The sequence below is a fragment of the Bacillus licheniformis DSM 13 = ATCC 14580 genome (assembly GCF_000011645.1).
Lineage (GTDB): Bacteria > Bacillota > Bacilli > Bacillales > Bacillaceae > Bacillus > Bacillus licheniformis.
Genome location: NC_006270.3, coordinates 1,644,658 through 1,658,699 on the forward strand (window position 1 = coordinate 1,644,658; position 14,042 = coordinate 1,658,699).

At 46.1% G+C, this 14,042-nt stretch carries 16 protein-coding genes; 10 read left to right on the forward strand and 6 right to left on the reverse strand.

The window, feature by feature from the left end; all coding sequences use genetic code 11:
- The first annotated feature begins 71 nt into the window (after positions 1 to 71).
- The 4 genes from TRNA_RS29865 to TRNA_RS29880 are packed head-to-tail and all read left to right on the forward strand — an operon-like array spanning position 72 to position 3,076.
- Positions 72 to 1,997 (forward strand): hypothetical protein, encoded by a 1,926-nt coding sequence (locus tag TRNA_RS29865; RefSeq protein WP_003181435.1) that lies wholly within the window; start codon positions 72 to 74, stop codon positions 1,995 to 1,997.
- Positions 1,987 to 2,259, forward strand: a complete 273-nt coding sequence (locus TRNA_RS29870) for a hypothetical protein (protein ID WP_003181436.1) — start codon at positions 1,987 to 1,989, stop codon at positions 2,257 to 2,259. Before TRNA_RS29865 ends, TRNA_RS29870 begins: the two co-directional genes overlap by 11 nt.
- A complete protein-coding gene (locus tag TRNA_RS29875; RefSeq protein WP_009328571.1) occupies positions 2,260 to 2,775 on the forward strand; it encodes a sigma-70 family RNA polymerase sigma factor in 516 nt (171 codons plus the stop codon).
- 4 nt (positions 2,776 to 2,779) lie between these two features.
- A complete protein-coding gene (locus TRNA_RS29880; RefSeq protein WP_009328570.1) occupies positions 2,780 to 3,076 on the forward strand; it encodes an anti-sigma factor family protein in 297 nt (98 codons plus the stop codon).
- 73 nt (positions 3,077 to 3,149) lie between these two features.
- Here the strand turns inward: TRNA_RS29880 and TRNA_RS29885 are convergent, their stop codons facing one another.
- A complete protein-coding gene (locus tag TRNA_RS29885) occupies positions 3,150 to 3,338 on the reverse strand; it encodes a YlaF family protein (protein WP_003181444.1) in 189 nt (62 codons plus the stop codon).
- A gap of 161 nt (positions 3,339 to 3,499) precedes the next feature.
- Between TRNA_RS29885 and typA the strand changes: the two genes are divergently transcribed.
- Positions 3,500 to 5,338 carry a translational GTPase TypA gene (gene typA / locus TRNA_RS29890; RefSeq protein WP_003181446.1) on the forward strand — a complete coding sequence of 613 codons (1,839 nt, stop codon included), beginning with the start codon at positions 3,500 to 3,502 and terminating at the stop codon, positions 5,336 to 5,338.
- Between the two features lie 57 nt (positions 5,339 to 5,395).
- Positions 5,396 to 5,716, forward strand: coding sequence for a YlaH-like family protein (locus TRNA_RS29895; RefSeq protein WP_003181448.1), 321 nt, complete (start codon positions 5,396 to 5,398; stop codon positions 5,714 to 5,716).
- A gap of 21 nt (positions 5,717 to 5,737) precedes the next feature.
- Here TRNA_RS29895 and TRNA_RS29900 read toward each other — a convergent pair whose 3' ends face one another.
- The 4 genes from TRNA_RS29900 to TRNA_RS29915 form a co-directional block, all read right to left on the reverse strand.
- Positions 5,738 to 6,244: a MarR family transcriptional regulator gene (locus TRNA_RS29900; RefSeq protein ID WP_003181450.1), complete on the reverse strand. Its 507-nt coding sequence runs from the start codon at positions 6,242 to 6,244 to the stop codon at positions 5,738 to 5,740.
- Between the two features lie 88 nt (positions 6,245 to 6,332).
- Positions 6,333 to 7,814: a monooxygenase gene (locus tag TRNA_RS29905; protein ID WP_009328569.1), complete on the reverse strand. Its 1,482-nt coding sequence runs from the start codon at positions 7,812 to 7,814 to the stop codon at positions 6,333 to 6,335.
- A 138-nt stretch (positions 7,815 to 7,952) separates the two neighbouring features.
- The gene (locus tag TRNA_RS29910; RefSeq protein ID WP_003181456.1) at positions 7,953 to 8,159 is read right to left on the reverse strand and encodes a YlaI family protein; all 207 of its coding nucleotides are present in this window, start codon (positions 8,157 to 8,159) and stop codon (positions 7,953 to 7,955) included.
- A 119-nt stretch (positions 8,160 to 8,278) separates the two neighbouring features.
- Positions 8,279 to 8,893 carry a YhcN/YlaJ family sporulation lipoprotein gene (locus TRNA_RS29915; RefSeq protein ID WP_009328567.1) on the reverse strand — a complete coding sequence of 205 codons (615 nt, stop codon included), beginning with the start codon at positions 8,891 to 8,893 and terminating at the stop codon, positions 8,279 to 8,281.
- Between the two features lie 155 nt (positions 8,894 to 9,048).
- Here TRNA_RS29915 and TRNA_RS29920 point away from each other — a divergent pair, with 155 nt between their 5' ends.
- Positions 9,049 to 10,377 carry a PhoH family protein gene (locus TRNA_RS29920; protein ID WP_003181460.1) on the forward strand — a complete coding sequence of 443 codons (1,329 nt, stop codon included), beginning with the start codon at positions 9,049 to 9,051 and terminating at the stop codon, positions 10,375 to 10,377.
- A gap of 143 nt (positions 10,378 to 10,520) precedes the next feature.
- Here TRNA_RS29920 and TRNA_RS29925 read toward each other — a convergent pair whose 3' ends face one another.
- The gene (locus TRNA_RS29925; RefSeq protein WP_003181462.1) at positions 10,521 to 11,003 is read right to left on the reverse strand and encodes a hypothetical protein; all 483 of its coding nucleotides are present in this window, start codon (positions 11,001 to 11,003) and stop codon (positions 10,521 to 10,523) included.
- 118 nt (positions 11,004 to 11,121) lie between these two features.
- On the opposite strand from TRNA_RS29925, the gene glsA reads away from it, so the two are divergent.
- The 3 genes from glsA to TRNA_RS29940 all read left to right on the forward strand — a co-directional run bounded on the left by glsA (position 11,122) and on the right by TRNA_RS29940 (position 14,008).
- A complete protein-coding gene (gene glsA / locus TRNA_RS29930) occupies positions 11,122 to 12,051 on the forward strand; it encodes a glutaminase A (RefSeq protein ID WP_011197952.1) in 930 nt (309 codons plus the stop codon).
- Between the two features lie 132 nt (positions 12,052 to 12,183).
- Positions 12,184 to 12,465 carry a YlaN family protein gene (locus TRNA_RS29935; RefSeq protein WP_003181465.1) on the forward strand — a complete coding sequence of 94 codons (282 nt, stop codon included), beginning with the start codon at positions 12,184 to 12,186 and terminating at the stop codon, positions 12,463 to 12,465.
- 331 nt (positions 12,466 to 12,796) lie between these two features.
- Positions 12,797 to 14,008 carry an FtsW/RodA/SpoVE family cell cycle protein gene (locus TRNA_RS29940; protein WP_003181467.1) on the forward strand — a complete coding sequence of 404 codons (1,212 nt, stop codon included), beginning with the start codon at positions 12,797 to 12,799 and terminating at the stop codon, positions 14,006 to 14,008.
- Positions 14,009 to 14,042: the final 34 nt, after the last annotated feature.

Below are 14,042 nucleotides of genomic sequence, written 5' to 3' on the forward strand. Positions count from 1 at the left end.
TATGAAACAATATGCAGCGTCGTTTGTCTATAAAGATGAGGCCTTAATTTGATGTAAAGGAATTGTGGAAATTGATCGAACTATTTAGTGATTATGTGCTCCATTTTGAACGTTATTTTGTTTTAAGCAGACAGAGCATGCTTGTCATTCAGTGGTGTGTGACAGGCCTTGTCCTTTTGTATGCCGTGTCATTTCATCCAAAAGTGTGCAGGCGGCGCCTCTTTTTTTATGCAGGCATCGTTCTCAGGCTGATACTGGTTGGCGCCCTTTCGTTTGAATTGGCTCACCAAATGAAAGCCGCTGAGTTTTCAAACCTGTACATAGACGAACAAGATGCGCTTCTGCCTTTTATGCAGTTTTTGCTGTTCGGCTATATTTTGCTTGTCTCTTTTCATTATATGATGACACTCGCGGAAAAAGGGGGCAAGGGGCTGTTTTTTGCATTTGACATTGCGGTGATGGCGATGCCGCTTTTCCAATCGCTGTTCAGCTTTGCCGCCTATTTGAAGGAATTTGGAGCGGAGGAGCTTGAAGAATTGCCGCTCGTTCTGTTGTTGATTGTCGGAATACCGGGACTGATGATCTGCTTGTTTTTTCAGCTTTATTGGAAAAGAAACCGTTACGTTCTCCTTTTGATTTTTTATATTGTGACGATCGGCGGTTTCTTCATCAAAAAGCTTGGATACGAATTTTTTCCGCTGAACGTATTTCTGACAATGATCGGTTTTCTTATGACATATCACTTGCTGAATGACTCGAGAAAGCCTTTGTTGATGGTGAAGCGTGTTTTAGCCGCGGGCACCGCCGTATTTTTCACGCTTCACCTCAATCCTTTTTACAATTTGGCGGATGCCGCTTTTACAATCTCACACCCGGAGGTTTCAGACGTGGTTGATGCCAATTTTCGGCCTGTTTCGGTTAAAGAAGCGAAGCAGACTGTCAGCTCGTTTTTTCCGACAGAGAGCTTTATCTATTTGTCAGCTACCAACCAGGATTTTCATAACGTTTATCATTTCAAAACGAAAGATTACGATGCGGACGTTGACGGCTGGACGGGAATGATCACCAATTATCACAATCAAAAAAAGCCTAGCGGGAATATCCTGTCCGGTCAGGCATATATCAAGCGGTCGAAGCAATTTCTAAGGGAACACGGCCGCGAACTTGACAAACAAATCAAGGCAAAGGTCAGCCGTGATGACGGCGAAGCTACTGTTGAATTTTACCGTGAAGGCGAGGATCCTGAATTAAGCACAATGTGGTTTACTTGGCGGAAGGAGACTCTGATGGGATTCCATGAGGACGCGTCTGTTTACAGCTTAGAAAGCGTGAACCAAGCCCGCGTTTCTGGTGAGGATATCGAGCGGGGAGTTGAAGCCGTCTATCGTAAGCTGGGCATACCCGTCTCATCTTATCGGCTGACAGATATTGATTTATTATTCCCATTCAGCCTCAACTCGGCATCCATCAACATAAAGACAAGTGACGGAATGGGGATGGAGTTCCACCCTGTAACAGGTGCATTAACGGCTATTTCGATCAAATCTGAAAGCGCCTTGCCTTATCGCGGACAAGAGCTTGAAAAACGCTTGCTTTCATTATTTGATCAAGACATTTCCAATCTGAAAAGGGTGGAGTTAGAAAAGGATCTGATAGAATTTCAGAAAAAAGAAAGCGATGCTGTGTTAAATACGGTCTGGACCATGACGAAACATGAAGAGGGAGCTTATCTGACGGTGAGAAAAAACTTTCAAAAAGCAGATGAAAAACCCCCCTACACGTATGCAGACGGGGAAAAAGCTTTTCAGAAAGTGTCTGAACGCTATCAAAAAGGGCTGGTCTATCATAAACGGACGAAGCTTGTAATCGTTTCAGACGGGGATCAAAAGAGCCGTTATGCGTGGCTTGTCATCATCCAGCCGTTCGGCTCAAATGAACATGACGCATACTTGGTTGATGCCGAGACAGATGAGGTGAAACATTTTGATGACAAATGAAGAAAAAAAAGCGGTGTTTATCGATTTGTATGAGCTCTATCAAGAAAGTGAACTGGAAGAGGAAACGATGATCTGGATGAAAGAGCATGAGCAGTTTTTTCAGGATCAGGCTGAAGCGGCAGCAGCCGGTAATAGAGAGCTCCCCGGCATGCAAAAAACAGATGATCATCAGAAGCTCCTTCATATCAAGATTTTTGTTTACTCGTTATATGGTGCTTTCCTGCTCCTATCGATTTGGATGACGGTGTGGTTTTTTTTCTAAATGGCTCACAATAATAAACAGACGATTGAAGAACTGTACAGGGAATATTATCATGACATCATGTACTATTTGTACAGGCGAACCCATCAGCTTGAGACGGCGAAAGACCTGGCGCAGGATACGTTTCTAAAAGCTTTTGCGGGCCTGGAGTCTTTCAGGGGCCATTCCTCGATCAAAACATGGCTGTATACGATCGCACATCATACGTTTATCAACTGGTACAGAAAAGATAAAAAAATCCAATTTTCCGACGTGGCGGCCTGCGGCGATATGGAACAGCACACATTTGAAATGCCTGAGCGCCATTTGGCAAACGCCATAATGCAGGAAGAGCTGAAACATCACATTGACCGGCTGAAAGAAGATTACCAGACTGTCCTCATTTTAAGAGAGTTTCAAGAGCTGTCATACGAGGAAATAGCGGAAGTGCTGAATTGGAAACTGTCAAAGGTAAAAACCAATCTTCACCGGGCCCGCCTGGAGCTGAAAAAAAGCTTGGAAGGCAGGGAGGTTTAACAATATGAAATGCCATCTTGTAAGAGATTTACTGCCTTTATACATAGAAGGCGATTGCAGCCGCAAAACGGAACGTTTGGTTGCCGCACACATTAAGACATGCGAGGATTGCCGGGAAATGTACGACATGATGAGGGAACCTGTCAATTTTCATGGTGACGGAGGATTGCCAAAGGAAGCAGAAGAAGCGGAAGAACAAAAGTTCAGGAAAGCGTATTATCAAAGGCTGATTCTCAAAGGGGCAGCGCTGTTTGGCGGGGGCTACTTGCTGATGCTTTTGATTTACTTATTCTTTTTATAAGAACTGGCGGCAACCAGCCGCCGGTTTTTTGATATAAAATCAAAAGCCCCTTCATTCGGTAGGGGCTTCTTTCCTATTCAAGCAGGCCTTTTTCGCGCATTCTTTTTTTCAGTGTGAAACCGCTTCCCATAATGACGATCAGAATCGCGATGGCGATTGCGACGCCGGCTGCGCTTTTTTCGGCGACTGCAACTCCGATCATCATGATGCTGATCACTGCAGCAAGTGCGAATAATAAGAAAATCCATTTGATTTGTTTCACTGTTTTTCCATCCCCTTAGTATGAAGTCTACTGTTAGTTTACAGAAAATCGCGCTGGATAGAAAGGGGCAATGGGAGCTGAAAATTTGAAACAAATTGAAATAACTTTGTTTGTCAGTTATAATATGAAAGATTATCTGAATTTTTTTAGGAGATGAAAATGTGAAACTTCGAGAAGATCTTCGCAATATCGCTATTATCGCCCACGTTGACCATGGAAAAACGACGCTGGTGGATCAGCTCCTCCATCAGGCCGGTACATTCCGTGCAAATGAAAACGTGGCTGAGCGCGCCATGGATTCCAATGATTTGGAAAGAGAGCGCGGCATTACGATTTTAGCGAAAAATACGGCGATTAATTATAAAGATACACGCATTAATATTTTGGATACTCCGGGACACGCAGATTTCGGCGGGGAAGTTGAACGGATCATGAAAATGGTCGACGGCGTTCTGCTTGTTGTCGACGCTTATGAAGGCTGCATGCCGCAAACCCGCTTTGTGCTGAAAAAAGCACTTGAGCAAAACTTGACGCCGATCGTTGTTGTCAATAAGATCGACCGCGATTTTGCCCGTCCAGAAGAGGTCGTTGACGAAGTGCTCGATTTGTTTATCGAGCTAGATGCAAATGAAGAACAGCTTGAATTCCCGGTTGTTTACGCTTCTGCGATCAACGGCACCGCGTCAGCAGATCCGAAGCAGCAGGATGAAAACATGGAGGCTTTATTCGAAGCGATTGTCAACCATATTCCTTGTCCTGTCGATAACCATGAGGAGCCTTTGCAGTTCCAGGTGGCTCTGCTTGACTACAATGATTATGTCGGCCGTATCGGAATCGGACGCGTGTTCAGAGGAACGATGAAGGTCGGACAGCAAGTTGCTTTAATGAAGCTTGACGGTTCTGTCAAGCCGTTCCGCGTCACGAAAATCTTCGGTTTCCAGGGCTTGAAGAGAGTCGAGATTGAAGAAGCGAAAGCCGGCGACCTTGTCGCTGTATCAGGAATGGAAGACATCAATGTCGGAGAAACCGTCTGCCCGATTGAGCATCAAGAGGCGCTTCCGGTTCTTCGCATTGACGAACCGACGCTTCAAATGACGTTTGCGGTTAACAACAGTCCTTTTGCCGGTCGCGAAGGAAAATATGTCACGGCCAGGAAGATTGAAGAGCGGCTTGAACAGCAGCTGCAGACAGATGTCAGCCTTCGAGTCGATCCGACGCCATCTCCTGACGCATGGATCGTGTCAGGACGCGGTGAGCTGCATTTGTCGATTTTAATCGAAAACATGCGCCGCGAAGGCTTTGAACTGCAAGTATCGAAGCCGGAAGTCATCATTAAAGAAATCGACGGCGTTCGCTGTGAGCCTGTTGAACGCGTACAAATCGATGTGCCTGAAGAGCATACCGGATCTGTAATGGAATCAATGGGTGCGCGCAAAGGTGAAATGATCGACATGATCAATAACGGAAACGGGCAAGTCCGCCTGATTTTCAATGTCCCTTCACGCGGATTAATCGGCTACTCAACCGAATTCCTTTCCCTTACACGCGGTTTCGGGATTTTAAATCATACGTTTGACAGCTATCAGCCGGTTGAGCCGGGGCAAGTCGGCGGGCGCCGCCAAGGCGTGCTTGTCTCAATGGATACCGGGAAAGCTTCAGCCTACGGCATTCAAGGCGTTGAAGAGCGCGGCGTGATTTTTGTCGAGCCGGGCACAGAAGTATATGAAGGCATGATCGTCGGCGAGCACAACCGTGAAAACGACCTTGTCGTCAACATCAACAAAATGAAGCAGCAGACAAACGTGCGCTCAGCGACGAAAGATCAGACGGTCAGCATGAAAAAACCGCGTATCATGTCGCTTGAAGAATCGCTTGAATACTTGAACGAGGATGAGTACTGCGAAGTCACACCTGAATCCATCAGATTGAGAAAGAAAATTCTCGACAAAAACGAACGCGAAAAAGCAGCGAAAAAGAAAAAGCTGGCAGGATTGTCGTAATATTTGCAGAACCTAAAAAAAGAGCAACCCAACTAAGCAAAGGGGAGGGGAATCTTTTTGACTGATGTAAGTGAACGGCTGTCGTTTTTTGCCGCTCTCTATAAAGTGGACCAGAATCCCGAGGCGGGAATGTGGTGGCTTTATGCCACCATCTTCGTCCTGTCTGCGGTCGTCTTTAAACTGGGTTTCGCCAAACGGCTGCCGCTGTTGAAAACGGCGATCATTTACTTTTTTCTGGCATTAGGCTGTACGTTTTTAACTTTTTTCGGCGTTTTTCTGCCGGTTGGAGAAGGGCTGATCGTAGCTGTTTTAATCCTTTCGATTTATAAAATCCGCCTGCACCGTTCGAAAAAAGAGCAGACGGGGGCGAATACGTAGAAAAGACATAGCCGAAGAAGGCTATGTCTTTTCTGTATCCGCGAGAAAATCCGCCGTTAATAAGTCCCGAAACAAAGCCCTGGCAAAAAGGATCTCATCAAATGAATACCGGCTTAAAAATCGTTTAAATCTTTGTTCGATTTTATCGTGCTCCCGCTGGTGAAGGTGATGGATGCTTCTCCCTTTATGGCTTAAACGGAAGTAGATTTCTTTTTTATTATCGCTGAGCTGTGTTTTGCTGACGAGCCCTTTTTCGGTCAGCTTTGCGGTGATCCTTGAGACCGTCGCTTTTGAAAATTCCATCTTCTCGGAAATCGAGGTGACGTTGATCGGTTCGTGGTCGCCAATGCAGCTGATCGTATGGATGTCAGACATATTGAGTCTCATTTCAGCTCCGAATTCGCGCTCCATCTTTTTCATTTCTGCGGAGATGCGCTCTTTCATGACGGTTTCTTGCTGCTCCTGCTGATGAATGAGCCTGATGTACAGGTCAAATATTTCTTGTTTGGCGTGTGTTAAATGTTCCATGCAGAAAACCGGCTCCTTTAATCGATTATTCTGCTTTGATTATACCATTTTGTTACGCGTGAAACAAAATGGTTAAACAGATTGCAGATTAAGCGTTTCCGCACCAGCGGCGGATTCCATCGGCAATCAATTGCTCCGCGTTTTCCAGGGATTCGTCCACAGCCCAGGCTATGTGGCCGTCGGGGCGGATCAGGGCTGCTTTTACGCCATTCCATTCAGGCCGTCCGTCAATCGCTTTCAGTTGCATGAGCCGGACATGAGGCAGTCTGGAAAATTCCTTCGGTTCTTTTCCGAATGCTGCTAATAAGAAACGTCCATCGCGGTGAAATGTGTAAAGTCGTTTGACAGTACCATCTGAAAGGGTCAGGTCAATATCGGGCAGGCGTTTACCGTTCAGCTCATGTTCAGGCATTTTTTCATCTGCTTCATACTGCACGCTGAGCGCTGCAATTTGTTCTGCCAGATAGCGATTGACGTCTGAAAATCCGAGTATGCCGGATAGCAATTCACGGAGGTACAGCCCTTCACGCGTAAAATCAAACAGCTTTGTTTGGATTTGTGTATTGACGATCAGCGCTTTGCCGACAGGGTGTCTTTCATGATGGTAACTGTCAAGCAGCCAGCCGGGACACCGTCCGTTGATCTTTGCTGCGAGCTTCCAGCCAAGGTTCATCGCATCTTGAAGCCCGACATTTAAACCTTGCCCACCTGCGGGAAAATGTATATGCGCGGCATCTCCAGCTAAAAAAATTCTGCCGGAACGGTAATGCTCCGCCAACTTGCTGGCATTTCCGAAGCGGGACATCCAAACCGGGCTGTTAATTCCAAAGTCCGTACCGCAAATGCGGCTGAGTTCTTTTTTTAATTCTTCCAGTGTGACGGGCTCGTGAAGCAAAGCTTGGGGCATATGCGGCGCCGTTATGAGGACGCGGAAAATGCCGCCGTCTAAAGGCACGATCACAACGCCGCCTTCACGGTTCACGCAAGTATAGAAATGCGATTCCGGCGGATTTTCAAGCGACACATCACCAAGCATTGCGGTGATATTCGCATCAGTTCCGGAAAAAGCGATGCGCGCCTGCTTGCGGATGGTACTTCCGGCCCCGTCGGCACCGACGATATAGGAAGCGGTTAGTAAGGACAGGCCGTCCGGACCCTGGACGACAAGCTCGGCGGTGTCTTCATGCTCGCGGACAGCGAGAACTTCATGACCGCGAAGGATGCAGACACCGAGATTCCTCGCGTGTTCCTCAAGCACCTTCTCAGTTTCGTACTGGGGGATGAACAGTGTAAAATTGGCTCGCGTGTCAAGCGCAGAAAAATCCAATCCAGTCTTCAGACCTGCAAAGTGCCCCGAACCGAGCGGCTTGCCAATTTCCTTAAATCGTTCTCCAAGCCCCCTCATTTCAAGTATTTCGATTGAGCGAGGATGCAGTGTGAGCGCTTTTGAGAATGGAGAAGGCTCATTCAGCCGTTCGACAATACAGGTCCGGACGCCGGCCAAAGCCAGCTCGGAAGCCGTCAGCAGACCGACGGGGCCGCCGCCTGCAATCAATACATCAAAATCCATGATCAATCACTCCTTTTTTGTTGCGTATGAAACAATTTTAAAATACTACAAATGAAAATTTTTATCAACTATATTCTATTATTTTTGTTACTTATGTAACAAAAAGAGATAAAAAAAGCATGGTGCTTGTCCATGCTTTTATGACTTGATCTGCTCTTTATCTTTTCTGTGCGGATATAACTTAAAACGGCCGGTTTTCATCCGGTTTTCGGTTTTGATTTTAATTCTTTCGCTGCATTCATGGCACATATAGGTATGTATCGGCCGGTTTCGGAGACGTTTGGCAATGAGTGTGTCGTCATCGATTTTTTCGATTTTGTCACACAATGAACACTTTACCCTCACTTGATTCACCTCGCTTACGATCCATTATACCTTAATCGATCTGACAAATAAATTTTCTCTATTAGAAAAAAGGAAAAAGCCTATACCGTCAAGAAAACAGTGGCACAGGCTTTTTAAAGTTATTGCTGCCGATTTTTCATATGTTTGTTCGATTGATTATTCTGCTTCTTTTCGAGTTGTTTTTGGTTTCTCTCATTCAGCTGGTCGTTGTTGGATTTTGTAGGATTTGTTTGCTGGTTGTCTGTTGCGTCGTTCGGCACTTCAGGAAGGACGCGCCCGACAATGGCTGCCAGCTCATCGAGAATCCCTTTGACAGGACGTCCCGCTTGAATTTCTCTGCCCATTGCCCGCAGGCGGTTTACAGTGTCGGGATCCGCGACAACGGCGGCGTTTGCTCCATAAGGGTCATTCTGCAGAGCTTCAGCGACCGAATACTTAATGGATTCGACTTTGCTGCGTTCCAAATTGTCTTTCACATCAATTCCGACGACGGCGAGCCTGCCTAGCACGACGGCGGTCGCATCATTGACACCCGGAACGCTTTCGGTGATCTTTACAAGGCGCCGTGAGATGGCTTGTCCGTCTTCGCGGTTCACCGGCTCCTGGGCGCTGTTTTTTACATGAATCGGTCTGTTGCCGGGAAGCTCATTTGCTTCATTTCGGGCATTATTTTGAATGCCGCAGGCTGAAAGCAGCATAACGGTTTGAATTAGGATCAAAAAAAAGATTCGCACTTGAGGTTGCCTCCTTAAAAATGCTTTCATTAATTTTTATTGTTGAATTAACCTTCTATCTTTATTCACAAAAACATATATTTTAGCGGGCGCTCCATCAGCTTTTAACCCAAATGAAAATAAAAGGCTAAAAATCCTGATCAGGAGGCGGAAGATTGAGTAAAATTTATGTGCTAGATACGAATGTGTTATTGCAGGATCCGAATTCAATCTTTTCTTTTGAAGATAACGAGGTCGTCATCCCGGCTGTCGTATTGGAGGAAGTCGATTCAAAGAAACGTTACATGGATGAAATTGGGAGGAATGCAAGGCGCGTATCTAAATTGATAGATGATTTGCGTTTAAAAGGAAAGCTGTATGAAAATGTTCCTCTCCCTAACGGAGGAAGCTTGAGAATCGAGCTTAACCATCGCTCTTTTCAGCAGCTTCAGGAAATCTTTATCGAAAAAACTAGCGACAACCGGATTTTAGCCGTAGCGAAAAACCTCAGCCTTGAAGAAGAAACGAAAGAAGGCGGCAGACCGGTTATTCTTGTCAGCAAAGATATGCTGATCCGCGTCAAAGCCGATGCCATCGGGTTGATGTCAGAGGATTTTTTGCACGACAGGGTTGTCGACAATGATGATATATACAGCGGTTATACGGACGTGTACATTCGCTCGGATCAGATGAATTCATTTTTTGAACATCATTATTTGCAGCTTGACGAAATCAGCGAGGAGCCGCTGTGTCCGAACCAGTTTGTCGTCATGAAGGACGCGCTCGGCGGATCATCTTCTGCGGTTGGAATCGTAGATCAAAGCGGAAAAGCCGTTAAAAAGCTTGTTTTTGACCAGGAGCAGGTTTGGGGCATCCGTTCCCGAAACGTACAGCAGACGATGGCGTTGGAACTTCTATTAAGACAAGATATTCCGCTTGTCACCCTGATCGGAAAAGCCGGCACAGGAAAAACACTGCTTGCGCTGGCAGCCGGATTGCTGCAGACAGAGGATCTGGGGAATTTTAAAAAACTTGTTGTCACAAGGCCGATCGTTCCTGTCGGAAAAGATCTCGGCTATCTTCCGGGTGAAAAAGAAGAAAAACTTCGACCGTGGGTCCAGCCTATTTTTGATAACCTGGAATACTTGTTCAATGCAAAAAAACCGGGGGAACTTGATGATATTTTGGCGGGGATGGGCTCCATTCAAGTCGAAGCCCTTACTTATATAAGGGGCAGAAGCATTCCCGACCAATTCATCATCATTGATGAGGCCCAAAATCTGACCAAGCATGAAGTCAAAACGCTTCTGACACGCGTCGGGGAAGGCAGCAAAATCGTATTGATGGGAGATACCGAACAGATCGATCATCCTTATTTGGATGCGATGAACAACGGCCTGGCCTATGTAGTAGAGCGCTTTAAAGATCAAAAAATTTCCGGAAACGTGAAGCTTTTAAAAGGAGAGCGCTCCCGGCTTGCAAGGCTTGCAGCAGACCTGCTGTAAATAAAAAAAACGGGCTTTTAACCCGGGTTTCAACTTGCATGGCACGCCGGCCGGGTCGTCTGCAAAAGCCGAAAACCCGGCCGGGAAAAGAAGAGGCGGAGTTTTTTCCCCGCCTCCGGCGCACCCGTTACAGTGTTGCCGCTTTAAATAATGTGAATTTCTTTTACTCGTTTCACAGGATTCATCTTGTTAGAACCGTCGGGAAAATAAACGTGTACAGGCCCGTCTTCGCCAAGCGGCTTGCCTTTGTTGCTGAAGCAGAGAATCATGCCGCCCGCTTCTTCAATTGGAACGGAAACGTCTTCACCTTCCGTTTTGAAGAGGCATTTGACGGCGGAGCCTGACACCTCCGCGTTTTTCAAAAAAGGCTCAAGCTTGATTCCGAAAGTGCCGTCAAGCAATTTTTCCTTTTCATACTTTTTCTCTGATTTCAGCGTCGGCGGCGATACAGCACCTTCTCTGATTTGCCGTTCCCGGTCAATCACAAGGTCGTCATCTTCATCCTGTACCTCTCCGAAATGTGAAAAGAACTGCTCGAGATCGAATTTTCGGTCATCAAAAATCCAGACGCTCGGATCGAGCGTAATCGGATACTTTACATTTCCTGTGATCGTTACAATGCTCATGTCTCTACCACTCCCTCACAAAAAATTATAAGCGCTTTCTTTCGAATTGTCACTTCTCATAACAAAAGCCCTCTCGGGGAAAGATAACAGCAATGACGCTCGGATGGAGGGAAAAAACTTGAATTGCCGGCATAATAAGGAGCTCGAATATTTTGTCACAGAAGCGAAAAAAGTGACGGACAAAGGAAAGGTTGCATCTTACATACCGGCTTTGGCCGAATTATCGGAGGACGATTTATCGGCGGCGGTCTACTTTACCGACGGGACTTGTATATCAGCGGGGGATGTGGAAAAAGCATTCACTCTGCAAAGCATATCAAAAGTATTGTCGCTTGCCCTCGTTCTGATCGATCACGGACCGGAAAAAGTGTTTCATTACGTAGGACAAGAGCCGACTGGCGATCCGTTTAACTCCATCATCAAGCTTGAAACCGTCAACCCGGGGAAGCCGCTGAATCCGATGATAAACGCAGGAGCATTGGTGGTCACAAGCATGATTAAAGGAGAGACGAACGCTGATAAGATCGGGAGACTGCTTGATTTTATTAAAAAACTTGCAAACAACCGGAGCATTACCGTTTGCGGGAAGGTCGCCGAATCTGAATTTGAAACCTCGATGGTCAACAGGGCGATGTGCTATTACATGAAAGAGCACGGCATTTTTCAGGCTGAGGTTGAGGATGTTATGGATGTATATACAAAACAGTGCGCCATTGAAATGAACAGCCTGGACCTGGCAAAAATCGGCTCTGTTTTTGCTTTGAACGGCAAGCATCCCGAAACGGGAGAACAAATCATACCGAAGGATATCGCGAGAATTTGCAAGACATTTATGGTGACATGCGGAATGTATAATGCCAGCGGCGAATTCGCAATCAAAATCGGAATTCCCGCCAAAAGCGGGGTTTCAGGGGGCATCATGGGGCTATCCCCATACCGTTTCGGCATCGGCATCTTCGGGCCTTCGCTCGATGAAAAGGGAAACAGCATTGCCGGAATCCGGCTTTTAGAGCTATTATCTGCGAATTACAGCTTAAGCATTTTTTAAAACGTTAGCGGAAGCTTAAAAAGCGAGTCTTTGAAATACGGCGAAAGGACAGAAATAGCTTGCTTTTTTTCGGCTGAGGCTTTATCATAAATAGAAGAATTAGGTACTCGCCTGGGGAACGGAGGGATACTTTTGGCGTCTGAGATTGTAGTCGACCATCGTGAAAAAGCACTTGCTCTGTTAAAACGTGATGCTGATAAAATCTTAAAGCTGATTCAAGTGCAAATGGACAACTTAACGATGCCTCAATGTCCTCTTTATGAAGAGGTTTTAGATACACAAATGTTCGGACTCTCTAGAGAAATTGATTTTGCTGTCCGCCTTGGATTAGTGGATGAAGAAGAGGGTAAAGAACTGCTTTACAGGCTGGAGCGTGAATTGTCTGCATTACATGATGCATTTACAAAAAAATAAAAGAACACCTCAGCAGAATCTTTCTGTCTGAGTCAGCTTGTCGACAACGTTTCGATAGAAACAAACTGCCGGCAGGCTTTTTTTATTATGGAATGAGAAAGAAAACGCCAGTTGATGAAGGAATGGCCGCTGTTCACGCCGAATAAACGAAGACGCATGATTTGCCGATAAAAAAATAGAATGGCAGTCTTGGAACAGACGGACTTTTCTTTCTGAGGAGATTCGAAGTCTTATGAAAAGGGTATCTTTCGTGCTTTTTTAAGAAAGTGTAGTAAAATAACGAAGGAACTACCACAAACACATTTTGAAGGCAAGTAAGGAAGAGGATAATATGATAAAAAGAATGCTCAAATCCTATGATTATTCATTAATCTTCGCTGTATTCCTGCTGTGCGGGTTCGGGCTCGTCATGGTGTACAGTTCAAGCATGATCACGGCCGTGACAAGGTACGGACAAAACAGCAGCTACTTTTTTGACAGGCAGCTGATGTTTTTGGCGCTCGGAACCGTCATATTTTTATGCGCGGCGCTTTTTCCGTATAAGGCTTTTGCCAATCAAAAATTCCAAAAGTTTTTGCTGCTCATTTCCGTCGTCGCTTTGTTCGGGCTGTTTGTTGTCGGACATGTGGCCGGGAATGCCCAAAGCTGGTTCAGGGTTTCGAATTACGGCATCCAGCCGGGGGAGTTTGTCAAGCTGACCGTCATCTTGTATCTTTCTTCCGTCTACGCCAAAAAGCAAAGCTATATTGACAACTTGGGAGCCGGAATCGCCCCTCCTGCGATCATCACGCTCTTCATTTGCGCCTTGGTCGCTGCTCAGCCGGATGTGGGAACGGCCTTTATCATCGCTTTAATCGCATTGTGCATCATTTTGTGCTCGGGATTCAGCGGCAAAACGCTGTTAAAGCTCGTGCTTTTGGCCGGGATTGTCCTTGTGCTCGTCAGCCCGCTCATTTATTTCAACTGGGACAGCATTTTAACAGAAGGACGGATGAAGCGGTTTGAAAGCTATCAAAACCCGTTTAAAGATGCGGGAGATTCGGGCTTTCAAGTCGTCAACTCCTACTTGGCGATCGGTTCCGGGGGACTGTTCGGCCTGGGCCTCGGCGAGAGCGTCCAGAAGTATGGGTATCTGCCTGAAACGCACACCGATTTTATTATGGCGATCATCGCCGAGGAGCTCGGTATTTTCGGTGTCCTTTTTGTCGTGCTGCTGCTTTCTTTCATCGTTTTAAAAGGGTTTTATATAGCGAGGAAATGCGATGATCCGTTTGGAAGCCTGCTCGCGATCGGCATATCGAGCATGATCGCCATCCAGTCTTTCGTGAACCTGGGCGGCATATCCGGCTTGATTCCTTTGACAGGGGTGACGCTTCCGTTTATCAGCTACGGAGGGTCATCGCTCATTCTGCTGATGGCAAGCGCGGGGATATTGGTGAACATCAGCATGTTTAATGAATATTTTGATCGGTTCAAACGAAAACAGCCTGTCAATACTACAAAAACGAAAGAAAATCAATATAAAAAAAGTATAAATTTTTAAAAAACTAAGCGTGTACAATGACCATCCGATTCAT

Bases quoted from the DNA above. Each gene is read 5' to 3' on its own strand.
- TRNA_RS29905 (WP_009328569.1), bottom strand. From the start codon at position 7,814: ATGGATTTTGATGTATTGATTGCAGGCGGCGGCCCCGTCGGTCTGCTG.
- TRNA_RS29900 (WP_003181450.1), bottom strand. From the start codon at position 6,244: ATGGAACATTTAACACACGCCAAACAAGAAATATTTGACCTGTACATC.
- TRNA_RS29870 (WP_003181436.1), top strand. From the start codon at position 1,987: ATGACAAATGAAGAAAAAAAAGCGGTGTTTATCGATTTGTATGAGCTC.
- TRNA_RS29880 (WP_009328570.1), top strand. From the start codon at position 2,780: ATGAAATGCCATCTTGTAAGAGATTTACTGCCTTTATACATAGAAGGC.
- TRNA_RS29940 (WP_003181467.1), top strand. From the start codon at position 12,797: ATGATAAAAAGAATGCTCAAATCCTATGATTATTCATTAATCTTCGCT.
- TRNA_RS29875 (WP_009328571.1), top strand. From the start codon at position 2,260: ATGGCTCACAATAATAAACAGACGATTGAAGAACTGTACAGGGAATAT.
- TRNA_RS29925 (WP_003181462.1), bottom strand. From the start codon at position 11,003: ATGAGCATTGTAACGATCACAGGAAATGTAAAGTATCCGATTACGCTC.